General features: G+C 37.6%; 25 protein-coding genes. 13 read left to right on the top strand and 12 right to left on the bottom strand.

Annotated features, from left to right (window positions below; translation table 11 throughout):
• Window positions 1-58: 58 nt before the first annotated feature.
• Together AC04NP_RS11290 and AC04NP_RS11285 are read right to left on the bottom strand one after the other, a co-directional pair.
• A complete protein-coding gene (locus tag AC04NP_RS11290; protein WP_482859852.1) occupies window positions 59-1,237 on the bottom strand; it encodes an FG-GAP repeat domain-containing protein in 1,179 nt (392 codons plus the stop codon).
• A gap of 1,217 nt (window positions 1,238-2,454) precedes the next feature.
• Window positions 2,455-2,805: a hypothetical protein gene (locus AC04NP_RS11285; RefSeq protein ID WP_482859851.1), complete on the bottom strand. Its 351-nt coding sequence runs from the start codon at window positions 2,803-2,805 to the stop codon at window positions 2,455-2,457.
• Between the two features lie 135 nt (window positions 2,806-2,940).
• Here AC04NP_RS11285 and AC04NP_RS11280 point away from each other — a divergent pair, with 135 nt between their 5' ends.
• Window positions 2,941-3,624: a ComF family protein gene (locus AC04NP_RS11280; RefSeq protein ID WP_482859850.1), complete on the top strand. Its 684-nt coding sequence runs from the start codon at window positions 2,941-2,943 to the stop codon at window positions 3,622-3,624.
• Window positions 3,625-3,798: 174 nt separating this feature from the next.
• Here the strand turns inward: AC04NP_RS11280 and gldJ are convergent, their stop codons facing one another.
• The 5 genes from gldJ to AC04NP_RS11255 form a co-directional block, all read right to left on the bottom strand.
• On the bottom strand, window positions 3,799-4,995 hold the full coding sequence (gene gldJ / locus AC04NP_RS11275; RefSeq protein ID WP_482859849.1) for a gliding motility lipoprotein GldJ: 1,197 nt from the start codon (window positions 4,993-4,995) through the stop codon (window positions 3,799-3,801).
• Window positions 4,996-5,654: 659 nt separating this feature from the next.
• Window positions 5,655-7,091 (bottom strand): pyridoxal phosphate-dependent decarboxylase family protein, encoded by a 1,437-nt coding sequence (locus AC04NP_RS11270; protein ID WP_482859848.1) that lies wholly within the window; start codon window positions 7,089-7,091, stop codon window positions 5,655-5,657.
• A gap of 343 nt (window positions 7,092-7,434) precedes the next feature.
• Entirely contained in the window at window positions 7,435-7,695 is a 261-nt protein-coding gene (locus AC04NP_RS11265; protein ID WP_482859847.1) for a hypothetical protein, read from the bottom strand.
• 76 nt (window positions 7,696-7,771) lie between these two features.
• Window positions 7,772-8,392 carry a class I SAM-dependent methyltransferase gene (locus AC04NP_RS11260; protein ID WP_482859846.1) on the bottom strand — a complete coding sequence of 207 codons (621 nt, stop codon included), beginning with the start codon at window positions 8,390-8,392 and terminating at the stop codon, window positions 7,772-7,774.
• Window positions 8,370-9,272 (bottom strand): patatin-like phospholipase family protein, encoded by a 903-nt coding sequence (locus AC04NP_RS11255; protein ID WP_482859845.1) that lies wholly within the window; start codon window positions 9,270-9,272, stop codon window positions 8,370-8,372. The genes AC04NP_RS11260 and AC04NP_RS11255 overlap by 23 nt, the downstream gene beginning before the upstream one ends.
• Window positions 9,273-9,347: 75 nt before the next feature.
• On the opposite strand from AC04NP_RS11255, the gene AC04NP_RS11250 reads away from it, so the two are divergent.
• From AC04NP_RS11250 to AC04NP_RS11235, 4 genes are all read left to right on the top strand, one after another.
• Complete coding sequence (locus AC04NP_RS11250) at window positions 9,348-9,764, top strand: VOC family protein (protein ID WP_482859844.1); 417 nt, start codon at window positions 9,348-9,350, stop codon at window positions 9,762-9,764.
• 90 nt (window positions 9,765-9,854) lie between these two features.
• A complete protein-coding gene (locus AC04NP_RS11245) occupies window positions 9,855-11,012 on the top strand; it encodes a PH domain-containing protein (protein ID WP_482859843.1) in 1,158 nt (385 codons plus the stop codon).
• Window positions 11,013-11,354: 342 nt separating this feature from the next.
• The gene (locus AC04NP_RS11240; protein ID WP_482859842.1) at window positions 11,355-11,870 is read left to right on the top strand and encodes a helix-turn-helix domain-containing protein; all 516 of its coding nucleotides are present in this window, start codon (window positions 11,355-11,357) and stop codon (window positions 11,868-11,870) included.
• Window positions 11,871-12,443: 573 nt separating this feature from the next.
• The gene (locus tag AC04NP_RS11235) at window positions 12,444-12,953 is read left to right on the top strand and encodes a helix-turn-helix domain-containing protein (protein WP_482859841.1); all 510 of its coding nucleotides are present in this window, start codon (window positions 12,444-12,446) and stop codon (window positions 12,951-12,953) included.
• 9 nt (window positions 12,954-12,962) lie between these two features.
• Here the strand turns inward: AC04NP_RS11235 and AC04NP_RS11230 are convergent, their stop codons facing one another.
• Window positions 12,963-13,205: a hypothetical protein gene (locus AC04NP_RS11230; RefSeq protein WP_482859959.1), complete on the bottom strand. Its 243-nt coding sequence runs from the start codon at window positions 13,203-13,205 to the stop codon at window positions 12,963-12,965.
• On the opposite strand from AC04NP_RS11230, the gene AC04NP_RS11225 reads away from it, so the two are divergent.
• The gene (locus AC04NP_RS11225; protein ID WP_482859840.1) at window positions 13,179-13,394 is read left to right on the top strand and encodes an ATP-binding protein; all 216 of its coding nucleotides are present in this window, start codon (window positions 13,179-13,181) and stop codon (window positions 13,392-13,394) included. The genes AC04NP_RS11230 and AC04NP_RS11225 overlap by 27 nt on opposite strands.
• 103 nt (window positions 13,395-13,497) lie before the next feature.
• Here AC04NP_RS11225 and AC04NP_RS11220 read toward each other — a convergent pair whose 3' ends face one another.
• The 3 genes from AC04NP_RS11220 to AC04NP_RS11210 form a co-directional block, all read right to left on the bottom strand.
• Window positions 13,498-14,808 carry a tetratricopeptide repeat protein gene (locus tag AC04NP_RS11220; RefSeq protein ID WP_482859839.1) on the bottom strand — a complete coding sequence of 437 codons (1,311 nt, stop codon included), beginning with the start codon at window positions 14,806-14,808 and terminating at the stop codon, window positions 13,498-13,500.
• Window positions 14,809-14,907: 99 nt separating this feature from the next.
• Window positions 14,908-16,293: a tetratricopeptide repeat protein gene (locus tag AC04NP_RS11215; protein WP_482859838.1), complete on the bottom strand. Its 1,386-nt coding sequence runs from the start codon at window positions 16,291-16,293 to the stop codon at window positions 14,908-14,910.
• 107 nt (window positions 16,294-16,400) lie between these two features.
• Window positions 16,401-16,574: a hypothetical protein gene (locus AC04NP_RS11210; protein WP_482859837.1), complete on the bottom strand. Its 174-nt coding sequence runs from the start codon at window positions 16,572-16,574 to the stop codon at window positions 16,401-16,403.
• An 887-nt stretch (window positions 16,575-17,461) separates the two neighbouring features.
• On the opposite strand from AC04NP_RS11210, the gene AC04NP_RS11205 reads away from it, so the two are divergent.
• Window positions 17,462-17,938 carry an Lrp/AsnC family transcriptional regulator gene (locus AC04NP_RS11205; RefSeq protein ID WP_482859836.1) on the top strand — a complete coding sequence of 159 codons (477 nt, stop codon included), beginning with the start codon at window positions 17,462-17,464 and terminating at the stop codon, window positions 17,936-17,938.
• Between the two features lie 202 nt (window positions 17,939-18,140).
• Here the strand turns inward: AC04NP_RS11205 and AC04NP_RS11200 are convergent, their stop codons facing one another.
• Window positions 18,141-19,217, bottom strand: coding sequence for a glycosyltransferase family 4 protein (locus AC04NP_RS11200; RefSeq protein ID WP_482859835.1), 1,077 nt, complete (start codon window positions 19,215-19,217; stop codon window positions 18,141-18,143).
• An 89-nt stretch (window positions 19,218-19,306) separates the two neighbouring features.
• Between AC04NP_RS11200 and AC04NP_RS11195 the strand changes: the two genes are divergently transcribed.
• The 6 genes from AC04NP_RS11195 (at window position 19,307) to AC04NP_RS11170 (ending at window position 25,921) form a co-directional block, all read left to right on the top strand.
• The gene (locus AC04NP_RS11195) at window positions 19,307-20,653 is read left to right on the top strand and encodes a hypothetical protein (RefSeq protein ID WP_482859834.1); all 1,347 of its coding nucleotides are present in this window, start codon (window positions 19,307-19,309) and stop codon (window positions 20,651-20,653) included.
• Window positions 20,654-20,714: 61 nt separating this feature from the next.
• A complete protein-coding gene (locus tag AC04NP_RS11190) occupies window positions 20,715-21,533 on the top strand; it encodes an ABC transporter permease (protein WP_482859833.1) in 819 nt (272 codons plus the stop codon).
• Between the two features lie 14 nt (window positions 21,534-21,547).
• A complete protein-coding gene (locus AC04NP_RS11185; RefSeq protein ID WP_482859832.1) occupies window positions 21,548-22,768 on the top strand; it encodes an ABC transporter ATP-binding protein in 1,221 nt (406 codons plus the stop codon).
• 17 nt (window positions 22,769-22,785) lie between these two features.
• On the top strand, window positions 22,786-23,583 hold the full coding sequence (locus tag AC04NP_RS11180; RefSeq protein ID WP_482859831.1) for an FkbM family methyltransferase: 798 nt from the start codon (window positions 22,786-22,788) through the stop codon (window positions 23,581-23,583).
• A gap of 410 nt (window positions 23,584-23,993) precedes the next feature.
• Entirely contained in the window at window positions 23,994-24,947 is a 954-nt protein-coding gene (locus tag AC04NP_RS11175; protein WP_482859830.1) for an NAD-dependent epimerase/dehydratase family protein, read from the top strand.
• A complete protein-coding gene (locus tag AC04NP_RS11170; RefSeq protein ID WP_482859829.1) occupies window positions 24,944-25,921 on the top strand; it encodes a glycosyltransferase family 2 protein in 978 nt (325 codons plus the stop codon). Before AC04NP_RS11175 ends, AC04NP_RS11170 begins: the two co-directional genes overlap by 4 nt.
• Window positions 25,922-25,935 lie beyond the last annotated feature (14 nt).

Raw genomic sequence — 25,935 nt, 5'->3', positions numbered from 1 at the left:
CTGATTAAAAAATGGCCACCCTAAAAGAATGGCCGTTATCAAATTAAATTTTGCTAAATTAATGCAGGTAAGCTCTGCCGTTTATAATTGTTATCAGTTCATCAGTACCATCTCCATTTATATCCATCATCCACTCCCAGCCTGCACTACTCCACACATTAAATGTTGCGGTAACAGGCCCGGTACAATTATGGCAACCTACTGTGGGATTCCGATATAGAAGTGGTGAGAACGATGGCAGATATTGCCTCTGCCACAGATAACTACCAGCATAAGCTGAAATAAATTCATCGTAACCATCTCCGTTTTCATCACCTTGCCAGACAAAATCTCCTCCCCACGGTACAAGGAAATTATTAAGAGTTAATGGCACATAAGCACGTGAGGTATTCGTAAAATTTCCTGACGATTCTGATACCTTTATCAAAACATCGGGCCCGTCAAGCGAAACAATATCATCCCTACCATCATTATTGAAATCGCCAGCAAACGTATAGTTCGACGGACCATATTGTCCATTGGTACTCTCAGTCCTACTTTCGAAGTGAAAGTTACCACCTGACATTGACGATTCTTTTATATAAACATCCGTTCCGTTTAGGGATGCGATGTCATCCAATCCATCACCATTAAAGTCACCAGCGAAGGTATAGCCACTGCCACCCCATGAATCAGCAACATTCAAGGTTCTATTCGAAAAGTTATTGTCGGACATATTTAGCTTGACATATGCAAGACCACCATCGAAGGAAACGATATCGCTACGGCCGTTACCATCAAAATCTCCTGCAAAAGTATAACCGGCGCCGCCGTATACACCATTAGTGATCCAGGTTGCACTGGTAAAATTGGTATAACTATCAGGTGGGCTACCTTGGCCAAGTTTCATAAGGGCCTGATTTCCGGAAAGAGAGGCAAAATCTTCCCTTCCATCTCCATTAAAATCTCCCACAAAAGTCCATGCTCTTGGGGCCCAAGTACCGTCTATATCAATAAAAACACTCAAATTATGGCCATTAAACCGTCCATTTTTCACACTTTGCTGATTTTTGTATTCATTTAATATACTATCAATCTCAGCGTTATTTAGGGGCACCTTATTGCCTTGCTCATCTAAATAAACAGCATAGTTATCCTCTGAAACTAGCTGGGTATCATTGGAAGTCTGAAGATCCACATCTTCTTGACAACTCAATGCTAACAGAAGCGCTGGAAGAACTAAATTGATTTTTTTCATCAAAACAATTAAATATCTTCCGTTACCAGCTTATTTTATTCCTGCTTTTATTACCAGGAGGTAAAGATCAACTGAAGTGACCTATCTAGTTCTAGTTTGTACCTTAAATCTGCAGGTTTGGCCGAAATTCAGGAAAAGGGTAGTGAGTATATACAGTTGAAAGTCTAAAGTATAATCACGAATCATATTTTTGCTTTCCAAACATTGTTAAGTTCAAGTTCAGTTGGAGAAATTTGCTTGATTAGCCCTGTTTTTTAAGAATAAAAGCACCATGGGGTTATCCATAGCTTATTTTTTGGTGCCCTTATGATTTATAGTTCTTCATGGGCTGGGTGGGGGCGTTTACGTTTCAAAATCAATGTGTCCCTTGACTCTTAGCTTCATGGTACTGGCCGATTTGATACATTTGACCAGGATGCAGATGAAGCGGAAGATCAATTTTTTTCGGTCGATCGGTTGGTCGAAGTCTGGCTACTTTAGTGTAAAGGATTTGGATGAGGTGATCATATAAATTTTTGCAAATCGCTGTAAGCAGCAGCTAAACGGTATTTTGATCCAATGTTGAAAAGGGTATGTGATTCCGGCAAAAATCATTTTTAAGGATGTCCAACTACCTCCTGTGTGCCCCTTATTCATTGTAGAAATCAACCACTTGATGGACAAGTGGACATTTGTGTATCATTGGTGAACATGCCTGAGTAAAAGCATACTTCTCCTGTAAAAGCGTTTAATTGTCCATTACATCGATTTACCTTGGTCACCACCAGTTTGTAGGGGATCATGAGGAGATCCTGATGCCACTGTTTATTACTCATAGGGGGGATAAAAAAATATTACCCCGGTAGATAATCTCCTTGTCTGCCTCTGTTTTTCCCCGGTTTTCAACCTGTTATATGGTATCAATAGTGAGTTGGATCTGCCTTGCCCTTATATAAAAAAGGTTCGTATTTTTACTGATTTCAACCAGGACGAAAAACTTGTAGGATGCCGAGTCGATCTCAAAATTTATCTACGTTTATATGTTCTGTTTTTAATACTTTAAACATCCTGCGAAGAAGAGCCTGTTGTAGAATCTATGGATTACTGTTCCCCACGTAAACGATTTTATTGCCTTTGATTCCTACACTGGGCGTATAACCAAAATTGTTTGCAGTAGGTCATCTGAGCATCCGCTTTGTGGTTGACTAATCTAAAAAAATAAAAAGTTAATGAAAAAATCAGTTGAATTCGTTTTCAAAGTACTCGATTACATGCATTTTTAATAATTTTTCCTGCTCCAGCAAATCAAAGTTGGGTAGTTTTTTCTTTAGCTTCCAATGTGGCCACCCTTCCTCATCCAAGCCTTCCAACTCATAAAAACCTGAGTAACTCAATACCTTACAAATAGCGATATGCATCAGGTCCTGTTTTTCTTCTTTTGAAAAATACCTTTTTCCCTTACCTAATTCCTGCACTCCGATTAAAAATAACACACTGTTAAGGTCGGCTGGTTTTTTGCCGATAACCTCTTTCAGCTCGTTTAACAACCTTTGCCAGCTTCTTTCCAGTTCCAGATCTTTTTTGTACATGGCTTCCTTCCGGTTCTTTTTTTCTTATTTTTTTTTAAATTAGGGTATTACTGTACTAATACCTCCCCCTCCCGGGAATACAATTTTAGCCTGAACAAATATAGGTGCTATTTTTTTAAACCAAATGAATATCTGATGATAAAGGATTTTTTCAACTTGATTTTTCCCCGTTGTTGTCTCGCCTGTGGGCAGGCTTTAATTCGCCAGGAAAGACTCCTTTGTACGTATTGTCATGCCCGTTTACCGATTACCAATTACCATTTGGCTGCTGACAATCCCTTGATGTTGCGGTTTTATGGCAAAGTTAAGGTAAATGAAGTATTTAGTTATTTGAAGTTTATTAAAGGCGGGATAACGCAAAAAGTGTTGCATAGCATTAAATACGATAATTACCCGGAATTGGGCCAGTTGCTGGGGAGGTGGTTTGCCTGTGAATTGATCAGGATGGGTAAATTGAACGATGTTGATTTGATTGTTCCTGTGCCTTTGCACAAATCCAGGCGAAGGAAACGGGGTTACAATCAAAGCGAGTATGTAGCTAAGGGTTTTGCGACAGCTTGTAAAATCCCCTGCTCAAACCGGGTGTTAGCCAGAATAGCGAAAAGCACGAGCCAGGCTAAAAAAAAGGACAGGTTGGAAAGGTGGCAGAATGTCCACAACATATTTGCGGTAAAACAGCCCGAACTGGTATCAGGCAAACATATTCTGGTCATAGATGATGTCCTTACCACCGGCGCCACTCTGGAAGCCTGTGCCCACCCTCTCCTCGAAGCAGGTTGCAAAACAGTCAGCTTCGCAACCCTGGCCGCAGCCATCTAAACCATTATCCAAAGATCTGCCTACTCTCCCCTGACTCCACTCCCCCAAATCCTAACTACCTTTCTCCCAATCTTGTAGATCCCTGAATCCTAACTCCTCCACTACCACTTCACCCCAACAAAAAACCCCAACGTTCAACGCCAGGGTTCCTTCGCTTAAATAATTTCCTGAATCTTAGTAGTTGGATCCTGCCCTGATCATAGCGCAACGGAAACCGATTGTAGCAGTCGAAGAGTCTTGCTCTAAAAATCTTCTGGTACCTGGCGACATCCAGTAGGCGACATCTTTCCAGGATCCTCCTTTATAAACCCTTACTTTGTCGTTTATTAAGGAATTGTAGTTTTCGTAATCATAATATTTTTCAGCTTCATCCAGGATACCGTCCCTCCTGATAGGGTTAAGGTCATCCATGTCCTGGAAAGAAAGTGGTCTGTATACATCCTGCACCCACTCGTTTACATTTCCTGCCATGTGATATAATCCGAAATCATTGGGAGGGAATTCGTAAGCATAAGCAGTGATCATTGCACCATCATTGAGTTTACCTGCGATACCTGCATAGTCACCCCGTCCTCTTTTGAAGTTAGCCAGGAAATAACCCATTTTCTTGCCATAAGGATTTCTTACAGCGTGGCCGTCCCATGGATAGACCCTTTGGTGTGTTTGATTTTCGTCCAGCCACTGAGTTCCAATAAGTCCTTGTGCCGCATATTCCCACTCAGCTTCTGTAGGAAGCCTGTAATCAGGTAGCACCACGCCACTTTCAAGGGCAATCCTTCCGCCGGACTCTGCGGGAATCTCTATGCCTGCATCCTCAGCCAGCTTGAGGTTTACCATGGCGGTTCTCCACTTACAGAAGTCATTGGCCTGGATCCAGCTTACCCCTACTACCGGATAATATCTAAAACCGGGATATCTTAAATAATGCTCTCTGTAAGGATCATTGAAAGCAAGATCACTAGTCCATACAGTGGTATCGGGTAAGGCCGATTGGTAAAACTCGCGGGATGAGTCTAATTTTACATAATATAGATACTCCAGCCAATGAATATTACTTACCTCGGTTTCGTCCATATAAAAAGAGGCAACCGTCACTGTTCTTTCAATGTTGTCTCTTGAATTCATAATATCTTCCTCAAAAGATCCCAATACGGACCGGCCTCCTTCGATGAAAACCAGGTTGGGTCCTTCAGGTTGTCCCTGATAGTCACTTACCTGAAATCCTCCATCACTGTTATATTCCAAACCTGTAGCTGTACTGATACCACCAGGGTTTTCAGCAGTAGGGCGACTTTTTTTGCATGAGGAAAGAAAGGACAAAATACACACAACAAGGAATGCGCCTTTTAATAAGCTCATTATTTTGTTCATAACCTGTTTAAATTTTATTCAATCTAAAAATAACAACTACTGTAAAACAATCTTGTAACATCCTGGAGCACTCCGGGATGATTTTTATTATTTAAGCGAACCCAAATTTCTTATTTATTGGGGGATTTTAATTTCGATTAATATCTTAAATCCAATAGATGTAATATTCCCAGGTATTTTAATATTTTTTGACGCCTTCGATCATGTCTTTGAAGAAACAAATTGAAGGCTCATCACAACCAGAAACACACACTACACTTATATAAATCAGGAAATGATGGTTTTATTGTGTAAAATACCTGGTTTTTTGAGTTACAAAATAATTAACACACCTAACAAAAATAAAGTTTGACAGGCTTTAAACATAATCTTCCGCTTACTTTTTAATTGAAGACAGGAATTTTTTCCGGATAAAAATAATGAGGCCCGCAAAGATCCAATAAACCTTTACTTTTTGAAGCCTGGCTTCACATCACCATTGTACAACCATAGCAGTTAACCGGTAGCGTATTGAAGGCCCGCTAACAGGTTTCAATCCCGGCTTTTGATGGCAATTCCGCCATCCTCATTAAAGATTTTTCTTATTTAAAAGATATTTTGGATGTTTTTTGATGTCAACACTTTTTTCCCGGACCATTGCCTCCCTCATGGTCTAATTCCTAATCAGTTATTACTGAAATATTAAGCGACCTGGCAGTCTTTCGAATCAAATCCCAGGCTTGATGGACATGCTGTTCATTGACATCTGTATTGCCTACCACCATTCGTAATGTAAAAAAACCGTTCAATTTGGTGTGGCTCATGAATAATTTACCGCTGTCATTTAAAATGTGCATTAACTTTTCATTGAGGGCGTTTGATTCTCCCTGACTTAAAGACCTGTCCGGCTGGTACCTGAAGCATACCAAATTAAGGGGAACCGGAGCCATCAATACAAAATCATCGCTTCCCTCAATTTGTTCTTTTAACCAAATGGCTATTTGCATATGTCCCCGCAGTTTTTGCCGGAGACCTTCCACCCCAAAATTTCTAATCACAAACCATAGTTTCAAAGCCCTGAATCGGCGCCCAAGCTGTATGCCCCAATCACGGTAATTGTTAACCTCGTTGTCTTCTCCTGTGCGCAAGTACTCAGGTGTTTCAGAGAAAGTGTTTACAAGGGCCTCGGGGTCCCTGACAAAATAGGCGGTACAGTCAAAATTCGTAAACATCCATTTATGCGGATTAAAAACGAAAGAGTCTGCTTTATCGGCGCCAGCCGCCAGTTCCCGGTATTCAGGACAGATCAGCGCCGTACCGGCGTAGGCGGCATCTACATGGTGCCAGATATTGTATTTTTTCGAAATTTCACTGATAGCAGCCACGGGATCGATGGCTGTACTTCCGGTGGTGCCAAAAGCAGAAATTATACATAGGGGCTGATACCCCTTGTCGATGTCCAGGCGGATTGTGTCTTCCAGCGCCTCCGGAATCATGGCGAAATCTTTGTCTACAGTAATCTTTCTAAGATTCTCGCTACCAAGGCCTGCAATGCGCACGGCCTTATCTATGGAAGAATGTACCTCCTCCGAACTGTAAACAATGAACTTTTTTTGGCCGTAAAAGCCGTGTTTATTAATGCTGAAGTTGGTGGCTTTCTCCCTTGCCGTAAGGATGGCGCACAATGTAGCCGTAGAAGCAGTGTCCTGAATGACACCTGTGAAATCTCCGGGCAATCCGATCATGTCACGGAGCCATTCCATCATGCGTTCTTCGAGTTCTGTGGCTGCCGGTGACGTAATCCAACTCATACATTGTGCCCCCATGGCAGCAGTGATCATTTCCGCCAGAACAGAAGGCTTGCTTTTATTTCCGGGAAAATAGGCAAAAAAATTCGGGTTGTGCCAATGGGTCATTCCCGGCAGAATTTTCTCCCTGAAGTCCTGCATAATATCGTCAAATGCTTCACTTTGTGGGGGCGGAAAGGCTGGAATACCAGCTTTTATCTCGCCCGGTTTAACCTGGGCTTTTACTGGAAAATCTTCGATGTTTTCAAAATAAGAGGCCATCCAGCCCACCACCTTTTCTGCCTCTGATTCAAATTCTTTTATATTCATATGGTTAATATTTGTACCTTTCATATGACTGGATTCCCAACCTGGCGCATGCGACCGTGGCTCTTGCCAATCCTATACCTGGTCCATGTCTTTGACCAGGATTTTATAGTACGGAGTTTTTAGCTCATATTTATTAGGAAAATAAAACGTCAAATGCTTCTGATTACCCTATCCAGGCCTTACAAAAGCCGAGCCAGTGCTTCCGTATTAATCTTTCGCACGAGACCGGCCCGAAATAAGGACGATAATATGGCTTCCAACAAAGTTACTTCCGATTGTACCTAATGTAAAAACAGAGAGGCATAAAATAATGTTTCATTCCATTTTGTGCCTTCACCAAAAATCAATAACCGTTTTCTATCGCCCCCATAAACAATGCAGTGCCAAACAAGGCAAATATCAGGAAGCTTAAAACGATCGATATAGCAAGCCATATTAAAGCTGCTTTGGCATAGTTGGCTTTGCTTACAGGTGTACCACTCCCAAATCCCCAGACAAAAAGCATAACAATGCCGATAATTGGCAGCGCAGTAACCAAAATGGTCACTACCCAATCGCCCACTGAAATCGGGGCTTCATTTTGTTGGCTATTAAAATCTTCCATAAAATGAGATGCTATAAGTGAATTGAATTTTACTAACAAACAAGAAGGTAAGCATTAGTTTTATGAGAAACAAATACTAACTGTTAAGCTTTCTCAACACGAGATTGGACATACTACGCCGGTCTTCGACATTTACGGTTTTCAGTGGTTCAACCAGGGTCAGAGGATGCGTTTCCAAGAGTTTTCCCAACAGTTTTTTTGTTAGCAGGAATCGGATACTGCCATCCGGGACCTCATATTGATGGTTGGCCAGGGCGATGACTTTGTTTTCCAGGCCTATGTTGGAAGCCATGCGAATAAAAATACTGCCTTCTGGTTTAAGTACCCGTACCAGCTCCCTTATCATAGCCTCAAAATGGCTTTCATTTTGAGCAAAATGTAAGACAGCGCTGCATATAATGTGGTCGAAAAACCAGTCTTCATGTGGAAGCTTGTCAATGTTTCCGATGGAAATCCGTGTTTGATCATACGAGGGATCAATGGAGCGTGTCAGGAATCTGAGCATATTCAGCGCCGACTCGTTTTTATCAATGCCAAAGACATCGAATTGATTATTTAGGAAATAAATCATGTTCCTTCCCTCCCCACAACCTGCGTCCAGGATTTTATTCCCTTTTTCGTACCTGCCCTTCAGAATTTGATCGAGGAGGTAAATATCGATATTTCCCAGCGCTTTATTGAGCGTTTGTACATTCATTATTCCGGTAGTTTTCCAGGCTTTCCCGAAAGGCCCTGCTGCCCAGTTCAATCAATTCTTTAGACCGGTAAAACTCAAAGGTGCCACATACTTTGCGTGATACATTGACAACGATATCCGGTTTGTACCTGTCCAGGATAAGCGTACTCAACTGGTCCTGCATCAGATCGAAAGAGCGATTCATGAGGTCAAAAAATCCCAGCTTTTTTGGGGCTGACTTTTTATTAGGATATAAGTCCATCCACCTCTCCATAAACTGGCTTACATTTTTTAAAATATCGGATTCCCTTTTTTTCTCCTGCTTGGTTTGAAAGGGTGGCCTTGTGTAAGGTGCGTTGTCGTTTACATTGACCACCACCAATAAATCATCCGGTGTTCTTTTAACATATTTGATGGGAATAGGATTAAGCACCCCCCCGTCTACCAGCAAGCGGCCTTCGGTACGGATAGGTTTTACCACGGTCGGGATGGCGGTGGAGGCCCTTAAAGCATAAAAAAGGCTTCCTTTTTCAAAGACTATCTCTTCGTTGTTAAGAATGTCGGTGGCCACCGCGGCATAGTGAATTTTGAAATCTTCGATGTTTCCATCATCGAGCCGTTTGGTTAATTCACTGATAACCCTTTCCCCCCTGATAAATCCTGTGGTACTGAAAGTGAAGTCAATAAGTTTAAAAACGTCAAGTTTGTCGAGGTTACACACAAATTCCTTGTAGTCATTCAGTTTTCCCAGGGCATACATACCTCCCACAAAGGCGCCTATGGAGGAACCTGCAATGGATTTGATTTCAAAACCCTCGTTAATCAGGCCTTCAATAACGCCAATCTGAGCAATGCCCCTGGCCCCGCCGCTGCTTAACACAAGAGAAACTGGTTTACTCATTAATTTTATTGTGATTTTTGCTAAATTATTTAATTAACTTTGCTTTATCAATTGTGGTACCTATAATCTAAAAAAATGATAAGTCCGTTTCACCTTGCTTTTCCGGTCAAAGACCTGGATGTTACCAGGAAGTTTTACCAGGAGTTGATAGGCTGTAAAATCGGCCGCACCTCTGATCGATGGATTGATTTTGACTTTTTTGGCAACCAGGTCACAGCACATCTGAAGCCAGAGGAGTTGCAAAAACCGGCTACCAATCCGGTAGATGGTGAGGAGGTACCGGTAAGGCATTTCGGTGCCATCCTGGAATGGCAACAGTGGCATGATATGGCGGATCGGCTGAAGGAGAAAAAAATTAGCTTTGTGATTGAACCTTATATTCGATTCAAAGGACAACCCGGTGAGCAGGCGACCATGTTTTTTTATGACCCCAGTGGCAATGCGCTGGAATTTAAATCGTTTAAAGATAAATCCCGTATTTTCGCCACCTAAAACCTTGAATTTAAGTATCCGGTTGATCCACCTGTATTCTTTTAGCATATTTAAACAACTTCGGCTTCGGGCCTATGTATTAGTTTTGTGATGATGAATGAAAACGCTGGCTTTAACATCAGGAGACCTGCAAATGGGTATGGCAAATATGCATTGACAGTTGTTTTATTGGCAACTATCGGTTTTATCCAGGGCTACAACAGGGCAATGGCCGACAATGGCGGGCCTGTGTTGCACCTCAGGGTTTTTAATTACAACCAGGAAATCCCCGAAGACATTGTATCTGCCAGAAGCGCTGCCTTTGTTTTGGTCGAAAATGAAAACACGAACAGGACTGCCTGGAAGGATCTATCTACAGAGGTGCACAAAATGATGGTAAGGACAGGCACTGACGTTATTGGGTACTACAACATCTATGACGTATTTGCCGGGCCGGAAACGCAACGTTATTTTGCCGAGGATTTGCTGAAAAGGGAGGTCAAAAATATTTTGATCATAGAAAACCAGCAGGGTTCCATCCGCCTTACTGTCACTAAATTTAATGAACAAGGCACTTTCATGGATCATGGCCAAAATGCCTGGAAGTCTGAGAACCGGGATCTGCAAAAGGTTTTGGGCGATTACAGGCGGGCGATAGGAAACAGTGGCCAGAGACGGACTAACTTTTTAATGGCAGACTTCCCTGAGTTTTTTGAGGATACCAGGCTGATCAAAAAACAAAGGTTTGAAATCTTTAACCAGGATTTGAAGCTTGATAAACTCGCAGTGCCTGTGTTTCCGGGGCTAAAGCTTCCACCGGGAAGTGAAACAGAAAATACCGCAAATCCGGTAAGGGAGAAAATACTTTCATATCAACAACGTTGGAAAGTCGATAGTCTTGAACTGGCAGGAATCATGAAAAGCTATCCTTTTGCTTATGGTTTTGTAGGAGAGGACATTGACGAAAAAAAATTAAGGGATCAAGGCTACCAGTTTATTTTATATTACCTGCACACAAGTGGTAAAGTGATCCATAAGTTGCTTAATTATAAAAGTGATAAAAATGTTACCGATAATAGCACTATGAAGTCATCAGGAGGCAAGCCGGAGCTTGTTACGCTTCGGGCTCATCGACCCGTTTACAAATATTATATAAAACATATTTTTTCAGGGGAAGTCTATTTGGGAGACACCTGGGATGCTGCGGAAAACTGGCAAAAAGCACTATTGAACCACATAAACGGGATCAAATCGAAAATAAAACAATAATCAGAAATCTTTGAATTGTACTAAAACCCTTTTTTGCAGGAATCAAGAAATAAGGGAATAATTATCCGATTTCTGTGATAAAAAAAGAAGAAAAACAATACCGGCTGGCGCCGAATTGCTTTTCTTCAAGAGTCCCAAATTAAAAAAAACAGCTATGGAAATTTCTTTAAATTTAAGGTTTAAATATGTATAAGATATATTTGTCTTTTATTATGTGCTGTTTATCTAAATTTTCTTTTTCAGTATTCTAATTTTTATATTTTTGGAAAAGAACAATTTTATATCTATTTTGATAAAACATTTACGAGCACTATATTATACAATTAATTCGAATAAATCAAGATGTCCGAACATTTTAGCCCTAAAAAGTTCGAAAAATTTGGAAGATACCTCCGGCATTTCAGGAAAAAACGAGGTCTGAGTCAGGAGTTGTTTGCCAACAGATTAAACGAACTTACCGGATTGAACGTTAGAAAGAACACCATTAGCAATTACGAAACCAGTACAAGTTTCCCGGCTGTAGGAATTATTCCATACATTGCTGTTCTGCTGGAGGTAACCATTGATGAGTTATTTCATGGTGAGCGTCGGCATGATTTGGCTTCACGGATCAGGAAAGATGACTCTCCCGTTATCGCCCACAAAATCGTGAACGAGACCGTTGAGACTACCCTTGATCTTAACGCGATCACCAAGATAAAGCTGGAGAGAAAGGATTTAAAAGATCTTTCGGAAGAGGATTTGCGTGCCGAACTGAAAAAGCAGTATGAGGTCTCTGATCAGTTGCTGGAGGAGCTTATGCGATTGAAAGATTTGGTTATTTACCTGAGCAGCCGGATCACCGGTTTCGACCAATAGGCTAATAGATTCATCTCCATTTTTCCTTTGCATCAACAAAGGGGTGGTAAAGTACAGACTTTTCATTAACCCACCACTTTTAAGACTCCTTCTTTATTTTAATAACAGCCCGCTTTCCTTCCGAATTGAAACCACAGGAGGGAATTTATTATCTTGATTTCCAAAATATCATTAAAACCCTTATATTTAACGCTGATGGTTCTTTCAACCTGCGATACATTTGAACTTAAACTAAGCTGAGAGACATATAGTTGGTTTTTGGGGTTAGGGTAAAGATATTTTTCCTGGATCATGAAACGCTTGAACTATGGTCGAGTGGTTAATAGTGTCAGATTATAAATATGGGGAGGATCGGGATCATGAATTGAGATTTGCTGTTAAAAAATGCACTATTAAAGGTTACGGAAATTAAAAGGAGACCCTCCCCAAAGCTCTTTAATGTAATTTTACATTTATTTTATACATATATGTCATAAAATTTGTATATTCACCAAAATGAACGTTAAATATGATGCAATGTTAATAAAAATTAACATATATGTCAAATAAAATCTAAATAATAATCCTCCGGTAATGAAAAAAAATAATTTCTTCGGTAATAATCTCAGAAGATTAAGAAAGGGTATGGGTATGAGCCAGACTGTACTGGCAGAACGCATCAACGAATTAACTGGTGCAAAACTAAGGCATAACGTTATTTCCAATTATGAAAATGGTATCACCCTGCCATCCCTTGGGTTGGTACCGACTATTGCGTCAATTTTAAATATCTCGGTTGATATGTTGCTCGGTGTAAAGCAGGAGGAGGAAGAGAAAAAAGAAGAATTGGCGGCTGAACTTTCAAAGGAAGAACGTCTGGAACAGTTGAAGGCTGAGCATTTGGATCTTCAACCATTTTTACATATTCCAAGGGTTAATGTTAAGATACTCAGCCGCCAGGAATTGATTGAGGTTCTGGAAGAACAATATGATTTGATCGATCAATTGTTAAAAGAGGTTACCCGCCTAAAGGACGATAATATCCGGACCAAGGAAAAGTTATTTGATCTGCGCGAGAAGTTCGAGACTTATCTGGGCAGATAGCAATAATTACTAAATATCCTTTATATCGTCCCACATTTGCCTGATAAAGTTTTTAAACCTTTTTTCGCGGTAATACAACAGCGTAAGGAGTCCCAAAACCAGCACTGCAGCGATAACTATTATCCGGAATGACCGGTTTCGAATGTTTTTTGCTTTTTTCCGGAGGTATTGGGCTTCTTCTTTCATTTCATCATTGATCATTACCACAAACAAAGCCCCAAAAGAATGGGCCGAGGTATTGCAATATTGCAAGACAAGGTGCTAACAACCGCATTGCTGGACAGGATACTGTATAGATGTGAGATTATAAAACTGCAAGGGAATAGTTATCGCATGCAGCACCGTAAAACCATTTTTGAGCCTGGAAATTTGTACATCGCTGTTTTCCATTTTCTGTACATGACAACTTGCCGAAAAATTTGCATTATTACTTGCTGGTAACACATGTCTTATTTAACCTAATTCAGGCTTAAAGGCCTTTTTAGTGCTAGTTCATTTTTATCTAATGGAGATTCTATTACACTTTTTCAACCTCATCACAACTTTAGACATCCCTGATATCCTCCCACATCTGCTTTATAAAGTTTTTAAACCTTTTTTCACGGTAATACAGCAAGATAAGTAGTCCCAAAACTACAACTACGGCAATGACTATTATCCACAGCGATCGTTTTTGAATGCTTTTTTCTTTTTTCTGGAGATACTGGGCTTCTTCTTTAATTTCGCCATGGTCAACAATCAGAGTAGTTACCTTCTGATCTTTTTCAAGTTTAAGCTCATCAATGTAATCGATAAATTCTTTATTCAAATTAAGTATTTTATTGAAATCTTCCGGACTAAAATGTTTTTTATTTTTGTAAGCTTCAACCAATAATTCAGAGGCTTCTTTTAGTTTGGGATACATACGATCATTGTCTAAAATGTTAAAGGTTTCTTCCAAAAAAGCAATAGCTGTTTCAGGTTGATTTTGAAGAAGTGCAAGTTTGCTTATATTAATAAGCGTGCTGGCAACTGATTCGGGGTTAGCATATTGCTTTTTAAAGACCATGGCTTTTTCGAAATACTCCGATGCTTTTTGGTAATCACCTTCTTCCCTGTAAGTTTCACCTATGTTATTATAAGCCATACCAAGCCGGCGGGCTTTGTTTTCAGCCGAATCTATATGTATAATGGCCTGGAAATAGTACTTTCTGGCTGTAGAATAATTCTCTTGATAATAATAAATAATTCCTTTCAAGTTGATCAAATCATTCACCCGTTCAGAAGATGATAGTTCATTTGCATATTCCGTAGCCTTATCTAAATATATAAGACTTTGGTCATAATTTTTATCTCTCATCTCACATAACGTAAGGTTAAAATAATTTCTGGTAAGCTTAGATAAATCGTTGAAACGCTGGTTTATTTTGATGGATTGGAAAAAATAACTTCTGGCTTTTTCGAACTTCTTAGCATTCATAAAAATAGTGCCTATGTTGTTATAAATATTGGCAATTGTTGAGTCTTCACCCTGTCTAAGATAATAAGTCTTGGCTTTTAAATAGTACTCCAGGGCAACGTTATCGTTTTCTAAACTACCCGTTACCCAAGCCATCATCCAATATGCATCTGCCTTGTCCTGATCTGTTCCAAATTCCTCACAAATTTTCAGGTAGCTTTCGGTAAACTCCAGGGACTTTTTCAGATCATAATCAAGTGTCAATTTGCCCAACTTCCTTAAAATGGGCATTTTATCTTTTGGGTACCTGGCACTTTTGTAAGCCTGATACAAACTGTCTTCCTGTTTAAATGATGCTGGTTTTTGGAAATTGATATTAACCAAAGTTAAACTGGCCAAAGCAATAAAAAATTTCATGAGCATTGAAATTTAGACTATATTAAACCCTGGTTAGCTCGAAAAATAAAATTTGGGGGTCTCAGTTATTTTTAACTTTTATGAGTTAAAAGCCAACTGTTATTTTTTCGTTGTTATTGTAAAAGTATCATCCTCCAACATTCGTTGAAAACTTTTTCCTAGCACTCCCTTCATCTGGTTTAGTGTTTCAACAATCTCCTGGGATTTACGTTGCGCCCTTTTTAAGGCCCGGTTCATAAGAAAAATTAAAAACAAAAATACTGTAATGATCAAAACTCCTGCCCAAATAAGATATAATTTAGTATTTTGAAGTTGTCCGATATTGGCTTGTAGATCTTGTTTTTCAAAGGATCTATCAAGCATATATTGATTGTGTTGTTCTATCAACTGCTTTCTCATTTGCTGCGTAAGTCGAAACTGTTTGGATAAAATCTTATTATAAGCCAGTAGAGGTGATAAATCAAGGTTTAAACCTTGGTTGTTGGCCGAGTCATAGGCCTTGGTTATCTCTTCAATAGCCCCGGTTAAATCCTCATCTATTTTATTCACATCCATTAAAGAAATAGATTCTCCTAAAAAAGTGGTTGCGCGGCTATAGTCATTTTTCATCAGATACAGTTTGCCCAAATTTTGTAAAGTATAGGCGGTAGTTTTAGGTTTATTGAGAAATCTTTTTTCCTTCAGAGCTTTATCGAAATAGGCATGTGCTTTTTCAAAATCCCCTTGTTTACTAAATGTTTCACCTATATTATTGTATGCTATGCCTAAAATTTTTGATTTATTTACAAGACTGTCAATGTTGTTTATTGACTCGAAATACATTTCCCTGGCTTTTCTGTAATCTCCAGCTTCATGATTAATCATACCAACTAAATTGTAAAGGATGTTGATGTATTTATCGTTTTGATCCCTAATAGACAGCGCGAGTGCTCGCTCGGCATATTTAAAAGCATCATCGAAATTTTGCTCTTTCCATTTACCCATGCTTATACTTCTATATGTATTAATAATCTTTGGGTTAAGATTTAGATCTTCGTAGATAGCTAGCGCGTCATAATAGTATTGATAAGCCTTATCAAATTCACTTACCTCCTTAAAAATATTGCCAATATTTTTGAATCCGTCACCAATTCTTTCCTTCAACCCGGCCAATCTACCCCAGTGAATTGCCAAAAGGTAGTTTTCATAAGACTTATCCAGATTTCCCAACTTTTTGTTTAACCATGCCAATGCCCAAAATGAATTTGATTTGTGATCTAACCTATCCGAAGAGATAGCAAGTTTATTATATTCTAAAGCATATTTGAAAGATAAGTCTAAATCCTTCGCTAAGGTTTCAAAATAAATTTCCCAATACAAATCCAGTCTTTCTTCTGTTTGTTCGGTGGAATTTATTTTCTCAAGAAGATTTTGCAAATTATCATTAGCCACCGCTACAGCACTAGAAAAAAGTACAACGATAAATATTAGACAAAATCTTTTCATAAAGCTTTAGATTTGGCTGAAGTTCTAACTAGATCGAAAAGATATAAAATTATTCCGATTTTACATATTCTAAAATAAAAAAAGCGGGAATTAAATTCCCGCTTTCATCATGGTTGACCAGAACTGTTTTGCCGGGACTGTTCATCTTCATCACCAGTGTGTTCTGGCGCTGTAACTTCTTCTACCTCAATTTGTGGGGTAACATCATCGGTCTCTTCTGTACAAGCGTTAAAAACAAAACCACTCATTACAACTGCGATAATTACGAATAACTTTTTCATAGCATTTAAAGATTAATTGATTAATAAAATAGTTTTTGAATTATTAAAATATTAAATTGTATTATTTGAATATATCATTTCCCGAGAACCGCAGATCTTGCCTGAGCAAAATCCATTTTTGCCTGTTTCCACACATAATGTTCCCGCCGGCTGAGCATAATTATTCCGGGAAGTCTATAAGAGAGGTTTTAAGTGGTGTAGCAGTTTAATTTGGGACTCCCGTTCGCTCCTAAGTCTGTTGTTTTAATGTCAAAAACAGGCAAAAAAAACGAATTTGTTATTTCTTTACATGTTTTTTGTATATACAAAATAATATTTGTCAGCCAGTTTTACAAAATTTCTTCCAATCTTTGATGAACGATTAATCGATAATTTTGGTATATCGATTACTTATTTACTGGTTTTCAGTAAATAACCTACATCATATTTCAGGGAAAATTTTTCCCCTGAAAAACAGGTTAACAGGCTTTTTTTAGCCATTCTTTCAGGCTTTTGCAATAATATGGTATTGCCTTTTGGATTACAACCTTAAATTTTTCTAGATTAAATCAGCCGGATCATGTACTGCTTTTTGCTAGTGTCAAAAGGGAACGATAATAAGATCGAACCTTATTTACGTAATGCTTGTGTGTTAACAACAGTTGCATTTTTTAAAGGTTCGTTTTTAGACGTCAGACGGTTCTGGCAATTCCGATTATCGCGAGTATTTATACTCACATGTTAACGTAATTGTACGATTCCCGGAAACGTAGCTTTTCCTGAAAAATGGAGATTGCAGAAAACGGCCAAGACAAAATTCAGGTTTTGTAAAATACTACCCTGCTATTTTAAAGCACCTCAAATATGCTTATCTTTGACCAAATAAAATTTCGTTACCCAAGAAAAAAATGACCATAAATTCCAAATTAGATAAAATCGACCGAAAAATATTAGAAATATTACAGTCCAATGCTAAAATCACCAATGCCCAGCTTTCCAAGGAGATTGGTTTATCACCTGCGCCAACACTGGAAAGGGTCAAAAAGCTTGAAAACTCTGGCATCATCCACAGCTACCACGCCAAACTGGACATGTCCAAAATTGGTCTGGGTGTCAGCACTTTTGTACACGTGTCGTTGAAAGGCCATAACAAGGAAAATATAGAAACCTTTCTTAAAGAGATCCGCAACATTGACGAAATCATCGAATGTCACCATATTACCGGCACCGGCGATTTTATTCTGAAAATCGTGGCCACTGACATTGCTTCCTATCAAAAGCTGATGCTGGAAAAAGTGAGTGATATCAAAGTTATCGACAGCCTGCAGTCCATGGTGATATTGTCAACCTTCAAGGACAGGAAAGTGCTGCCTATCCCCGAATAGCCGGTGGGGTTTTACAGTGGTTATGGAATAATATTGTGTGTCATCATATTCCAAGATATCTTATTATCAATGATTACTATGATGCCAATTATCCGGATGCGCTTAAAAATGTACTTTATAAATTGAGTTTGGAAGGTTTTAAAGTGGAGTTGGTAGAGAGGATAGGAGTGAATGGGATTTATTATATGAAACGGTTAAACGACTAATCATACAGGTGCATAAAGTTATCCCGGTTGGCTAATACAGAATAGTTGAGTATGATGTCTTTTCTGCCTTGCCTTCCCAGTCTTTGTCTTAAGTCAATATCGACTAATAGCTTTTTTAAATTCTCATTCCATTCATCTTCAGTGGCGCACAAAAATCCATTTTCTCCATGACGAACAATTTTTGAATTCACTCCCACGGGAGAAACCAAAGCGGGGATATTCAGTGAAAGATATTGCAGTGCCTTAAAGCCACATTTGCCTTTGGACCATTGGTCTTCCGAAAGAGGCATCACCCCGATATCTATTTTAAGGAGATCTTCGATTTCTGTTTCTTTATTCCATGGGAGGAATTCAATTGATTTCAAAGGTAAATCTGGTGGTTGATTGGAAATGATCAAAAAGGTAAAATAAAACTGCTTTTCCAGTTTTTGTAAAATCGGAACGAGCATCTTCAGATAGGGTAAAGTAGAATGTGTCCCGGTCCAGCCAATTACCGGCTTTCCTAGTTTCTTTGGCTGCGGGTACAGCACGGGGTTATGGAGGTTTTCAGTATCAATAGTGGTTGGATTAAGCACCACATTTTTGTTAAATTGCCTAGCGTAATCAAACAGATAATCATTTCCCGCACTGATTTTATAACTCCATTTGCAAATGGAGCCTACCTTGTTATGCCATTTTAATCTGGCTGCCAACCGGTTAGTTTGGGAGGTATTGGGCAACCAGATGGCATCATCGAAATCGTATATGATCTTTTTTTTAAGGACTTTAGCGATCCACCATTCAAACACCGGTGGGCCAACCGGCGCAGCCTCCCGATGAATAAATACGTAGTCATATTCAAAAAGCCCAAAAAGCACCAGGAATTTTCGCTTGATTAGACTTTTGATTATCCCCCATAATTTACTCTTAAACTTCCCACGTTGATACAAGATTTTCCATGTTGCCTCATCAAGAAAAGGAGCAATGTCATATCGTATCCTCTGATGATTAAAAAAATGAAGATATTGTTCGAAGCGGAAACGCTGGGAGGGGGCTTGGCGTGTTGGATAAGGGACCAGGAAAACTATTTTCATCAAATTCCGATTCTTTCAGCTTTGAAATCTAGCCCTAAAATTAGAATAAATAAAATGGAAGGTTAAATTTGTGGAATTGAAAGATTGACATGACCAGTAAAGATTTCATAGTTACACCTTTTGTTTTGCTTATAATTTATGTTGTAGCATATTTAGTTCGACCAAAATTTACAGATAATGTAACTAAAAGATATTTCATCCCCGGGTTAACCGTAAAAATTTTTGGTGCATTAGCTGTGGGTTTTATCTATCAGTTTTACTATGATGGAGGTGATACTTTCAATTTTTATAATGATAGTAAACTTATTTGGAAAGCCTTCCTTGAATCTCCTATGAAGGCATTTAAATTAATTTTTTTGGCTTCTGGTACTCATTTTCCGGATACATATATTTATTCCTCCCAAATGCATTTTTACAATGACAGTGCTTCATACATGGTAGTTTGTATTGCGGCTTTTTTTGGTTTGTTTACATTCAATACGTACTCATCAATCGCAGTTCTTTTCGCGGCTACATGTTACATTGGCGTTTGGTCCCTTTATCAGATTTTTTATTTTCTTTACCCAGCTCTGCATAGAAAAATTGCACTAGCCATATTGTTTATACCTACCGTCTTTTTTTGGGGTTCCGGCATTTTCAAGGATACGATTACCTTTGGATGCCTGGGAGTTTTAACCTATACTTTATATAAAATATTTATTCGGAAAGAAAGCTTGGTTATCAATGCAATTATTTTAGTTATTTCGTTTTGGTTTATCTACAAAATCAAAGTATACATCCTTTTAAGTTTTTTACCATCCATTGTAATTTGGGTAGTTTCAAAAAATCTAAGTTTAATCAAATTAAAGTTCGTGAAATACACAATAATGCCCCTTGTCATTATTTTGGCTTTTGTGATTTCTTATCACGGTTTGATTGCTGTATCCCAATACGATCCTCGCTATTCGTTTGAACAAATAGCAACTACAGCCAAGATTACCGCATATGATATTGCTTTCTTTTCTGGCCGTGACGCAGGATCAACATATGTATTGGGAGAAATGGATGGTACATTCTCTGGCTTATTGACTCTTGGCCCGCAGGCAATAAATGTTGCGTTATTTAGACCCTACTTATGGGAAGTAAAAAACCCTTTAATGCTTCTTTCAGCTTTGGAAGCATTAATATTCCTCTATTTTACCATTAAAACTATATTAAGCAGATGGTTCCTAAGTATTATAAAACATGTTTTTAAACCCGAGGTACTGTTTTGCTTGACCTTTGCTCTCACCTTTGCATTTGCCACTGGTATTTCAACTTACAACTTTGGTTCTCTATCACGTTACAAAATTCCGATGATTCCTTTTTATTTGCTTTCTCTTTTTATCATTCAGCATAACTTATCTCAAACTATCAAGTATCAAGATAAAACAAAAAAGCTTGTGAGACTTTATTAAAACTCTAGTGAACTTCTAAAATTGAAATAAATTAATTAGTCTTGCATTCTATTAGAAAAATATGATGAACAGAATTATTGTAGATGCCGACAAAAGCTCGTTTTCATTGAATATCAGGGAATTGCTCAGTTATAGGGATCTATTCTATGTACTTTCATATCGTGATTTAAGGGTTAGATATGCCCAAACGTTTCTTGGCCTCCTTTGGGCAGGTATTCAACCCATTGCCACTTTAATGATATTAACTTTAATTTTCGGGCGTGCCATCAGTGTAGACACTGGAGGTATCCCTTATCCTTTGTTTGCATTAGCAGGCATGACAGTCTGGAATTATTTTTCTTTTGTAATGGCCCAATCAGGCAGCTCTATAATTTTGGCACAGGAGATGGTAAAAAAAATATATTTTCCAAGAATAATAATTCCATTTTCCAAAGGTATTGTTGGGTTCGTAGATTTTTTAATAACTTTTTTATTTCTAATGGTATTAATGTTTTATTACAATTATACCCCAACAATAAGAATATTATATAGTTTGTTATTTATTCTTTTAACCGTGTTAGCATCACTAGGTGTCGGGGTATGGCTAAGTGCCTTGACAATTAGATATAGAGATTTTCAACATATAGTTCCGTTTATGGTACAATTGGGTCTGTATGTGACACCTATAGCCTACCCAAGTACTTTAATTCCGGAGAAGTATTTATTGTATTATTATATAAATCCAATGGCTGGGATTGTAGAGGGATTCAGGTGGTCATTGATAGGCGGTTTGCCTTTAAATCAATATGTTTATATCTCTTTTGTATGTGCTTTTTTGTTGTTCATTTCGGGTCTGATTTATTTTAAAAGGACCGAAAAAATAATAGCTGATATTGTTTAATTGCTTTTGTTGTTATGTCAGAATTTGCCGTGAAGGTTGAAAGATTAAGTAAATATTATCAAATTGGTAATACCAGAAGTGCAAGTCTACGTGAGTCCATAAGTGCCAGAATTAAGAGCTTTACAAAAGGTAAGTCGTCTGAAAAAGGAATATTTTGGGCTCTTGATGACATCAATTTTACACTAAAAAAAGGTGTAGCAATGGGTATTATTGGGAATAACGGTGCTGGCAAAAGCACATTGCTCAAAATACTTTCAAGGATCACAGAACCTTCTAAGGGTCGGTTCGAAATGAATGGTAAAGTTTCATCTCTTCTTGAAGTGGGTACCGGTTTTCATCCTGAATTAACCGGGAGGGAAAATGTTTATTTAAATGGTACTATTCTAGGCATGAAAAGAAGGGAGGTTAAAAACAAATTCGATGAAATTGTTACATTTTCCGGTGTTGAAAAATTCATTGATACACCAGTAAAACATTATAGCAGTGGCATGAAGGTTAGATTGGCATTTGCGGTAGCGGCCCATTTAGAACCGGAAATTTTAATTATAGATGAAGTATTAGCGGTAGGCGATATCGAATTTCAAAAAAAATGCTTAGGGAAGATGAATGAAGTCACTGGGAATGGAAGAAGTGTGCTATTCGTTAGTCACAATATGGGTGCAGTTTCAAAACTATGTGATTACGGCATTCTTTTACAAGATGGAAAGGTAAAAAAGCAAGGTGACATTCAGGAGGTAATTAGGGATTATACAAATAAAGCAACTTCGTCAAACTTATACTTAAAAGAAAGTTTAGAGAATGACAAGAGTCATAATATTGTAAGAGTATACACGACAAATAGTAACCAACAGTCTGAAAGTTATTTCAAACATGATGAGAATATTTTTCTTCATATAGAGTTTGTCGCCTCAGAGTTGGTAAGAGATTTGAACATATGTATCTCTGTGTATAATGATATCGGAAGGGCAATATTTACTTCAGATCGATCTTTAGAAAACTATAAAATAGGTATTGAATGTATAAATAAGGCTATAGTAAAAATACCAGCAAATTTATTGACTAACGGCGAATACTCATTTTTAGCTGCTATACACAATCCGTATAGCGGTGCTATTGAATACTTAGAGTATATTTGTCCCATCTCAGTACAGGATAATGGCACTCCATATCTAAAATATGTAGGTCGTTGGTTCCATGGTGACGTTTTTGTGGATTGCCATTGGGATTTCTCATGAATTTTAAATTGGAATATATGGATTCGGATTTATCGCAAATAGAATATAATGGAATTAAAATTTATTACAGGAAAGGTTCAACAGATGAGGATGTAATTACTTACAGTCTGGAACAGGATATCTTTCTCAAGGAAATTCGGGACTTTAAGTTAACTCATGATGTCAACTTAATTGATATTGGTGCTCATATAGGGACATTTTCTATAATCGCTTCTCAAAAAGCCCCAAATGGAAAAATATATGCTGTAGAAGCATCTAAAGATACTTTCAGCATTTTGAATAAAACTGTTGAAGAAAACAACTTACATAACATTATTTGTGTAAATTCAGCAATTTCCAAATCTGATGGAACAGAGAAGTTATTTCTAAGTCCGGAAAACTGGGAACATAGCATTACAAAAAAATTTACTGGCGAATTTGAGCTTGTTAAATCATTGTCTTTAAAGACCTTTTTTCAAAAATATGATTTGAAATCTTGTGATTTAATAAAATTTAATTGTGAAGGTGCTGAGTTCGGTATTGTATTTTCTACGCCTCCAGAAGTTCTAAAGAAAATTAAAATGATGCTTATTTTGTTTCATGAAGATATGGTGGATGATAAAAATCACAACAGAAACACGTTAAAAGAATATCTTAGAAAAAATAATTTTTTGATAAGAACTGTCGGTGAAAATGAAATTAGAGGTTGGATTATAGCTAAAAATAAATCTTTTTACTCCGTATCCGGACATAATTGGTTTGTCATGAAGGACTTTTTTACAAAAAAAGCCAGCTCCTTTTTAAATAGAGTAATACGGAAATTCAAAAATGTATAGACATAAGTAAACATGAATATGCAATTGTTGAACTTAATTTTTGAGGATGTTATGAATAAAATAAGTAGCTCTAAGACTTAAAATCAAAAGATTAAAAATTCTATACAAAAACTTCATTTTGGGTCATGGGTTTTGCCAAATTGACGTTACTCTAGCCTATTCGAAATGATTAAAAAGGTATTCCTACAAACCAGGTTTACCCAAACAAGTACACCAATTTACAAAAATAAAGGTTTTTGGAACAGCGTCTGTGCTAATGAAATTTGCTAGCTTAAATGAACATACTTTAATTATGCATATCGCAGAAACTATCTAACAGGAAAACCCGGTTTCAGCGTAGTACCTTAGTTAATTTAAAAAGAGATTTTAATATCCGAATTTGAAATATCGATTACAAAATAAATATTAATATGAAAAATAAAAGAATATTTGTAACAGGAGGTGCTGGGTTCATAGGTAGTCATTTGGTAGAAAAACTTGTTGAACTTGAAAATGAAGTGGTAGTGGTTGATAATTTGTTAAGAGGTAACAAAATACCGAGTGATGTATTTAAGAAAATTGAATTTCATAATGCGGATGTGCGGGATATTAGTAAAATTTTAAAACTTAGTCGAGGTGCAGATGTAATATTGCATTTTGCGGCCATATTAGGTGTAGATATTGTGGCTGATAATCCGGTGGAGACAATGGATACGGAGGCTGTAGGGATGCAAAATATCGCTCAGGCCGCTGTTAAAAATAATATACCAAAAATATTATATGCATCTACCAGTGGAGTTTATGGACATAATGCACTGGAAAAAAGTGTTACTGAAGACATTATGATTGATCCAAAAACAAGTTATGCTATGGCTAAACGATACAATGAGATTTATTTGGGGGCGTTACATGAAGAAAAAGGGATCAATGCGATTGCACTAAGGTTTTTCAATGTATATGGACTAAGACAGGATAATCGAATGGTCACTCCACGTTTTTTTGAACAGGCTATTAGTAATAAGCCAATTACTGTTTTTGGTAATGGTAATCAAACAAGAGATTTTACCTATATAGATGATACCGTAAAAGCTACCATAGAGCTTGGCGAAAAAGTCAATGGTTTTGAAATTTTTAATGTAGCAAATGAAGAGGAAATAGCAATTGGTACATTAGCCAATAAGATTAAAGAAATCTCTAATTCATCATCGGAGATTGTCTACATCAATGCACCAATAAAGAGATACGACTACGAAGTGGGTAGACGATTTGGTAGCTCAGAGAAACTTTTTAAGAATATTGGATATAAACCCTCCACAGGTATCGATGAGGGACTTAATGTCATTTACAAAGACATGCTTAAAAGTAAAAGTATTGAAGAAGCATGATGAACAATGAATTACCATTGGTGTCTGTGTTAATGACTTCATTTAACTCTGAAAAATTTATTGCAGAAGCTATAAGGAGCATTATCAATCAAACATATGCTAATTGGGAGTTACTTATAGCTGATGATTGCTCCACAGATTCTACCAGAGAAGTCATAGCCTCTTTTGATGATGAAAGGATTCGGGTCTATCACAATAGTGTAAATCAACATTATTTAAGAACCAGGAACAGATTGGCTAATAAGATAAAGGGCGATTTCATTACTTTGCTGGACTCTGATGATTTGTGTACTCCTGATAGATTGGAAAAACAATTGAAAGCTTTTAAAGATGATCCAGAGTTGGGGTTGTGTGGATGCTTTGTGAGATACATTGATGTTTCTGGGAAAGAATTAGATATTCCCTACGAAAAGCCTACTGAGTATAATGAAATCCGTAAAAAAATAAAAAATGAGAATGTTTTTACTGGCTCAACTATTCTTGTAAAAAAGAGTATTTGGATTGATATAGGGGGATATAGAGATTTTTTTAATTCCTTGGGATACGAAGATTACGATTTAACCTCGAGAATAGTGGAAAAGTATAAATGTATTAATATTCCTGACAAATTATATATATACAGACAATATCCGGAATCCTCATCAAAATCTAATCTATTGTTCAACCCCTTTAAACTCCATGGTTATGCGTTAATTCAGAAGTTTATAGCTGAGAGAAGTGGCGATGGGGTGGACAGTCTTGAGAAAGGAGATATTCCTGGCATAATCAATTTTGTTATGGAAAAACATAAACCGTATGTAGAGGATCCGTCTTACATTTACAGGGTGTTTATGTGGTCACATTTGAATCGAAAAATGTTCTGGCTTGCCTTTTCATATTCAATGAAAGCAATCCAAATTAAACCACTAAAATTCATCAATCACAAAACTCTGGTATTATTCTTTCTGATTTATCTGGGTATTATTAAAAACTGAATTACCACAATAAT

This window comes from Agaribacillus sp. DX54, from assembly GCF_056858335.1.
The sequence above is the reverse complement of the archived record's forward strand: the minus strand, read 5'-3'. Positions and strand labels throughout refer to the sequence as shown.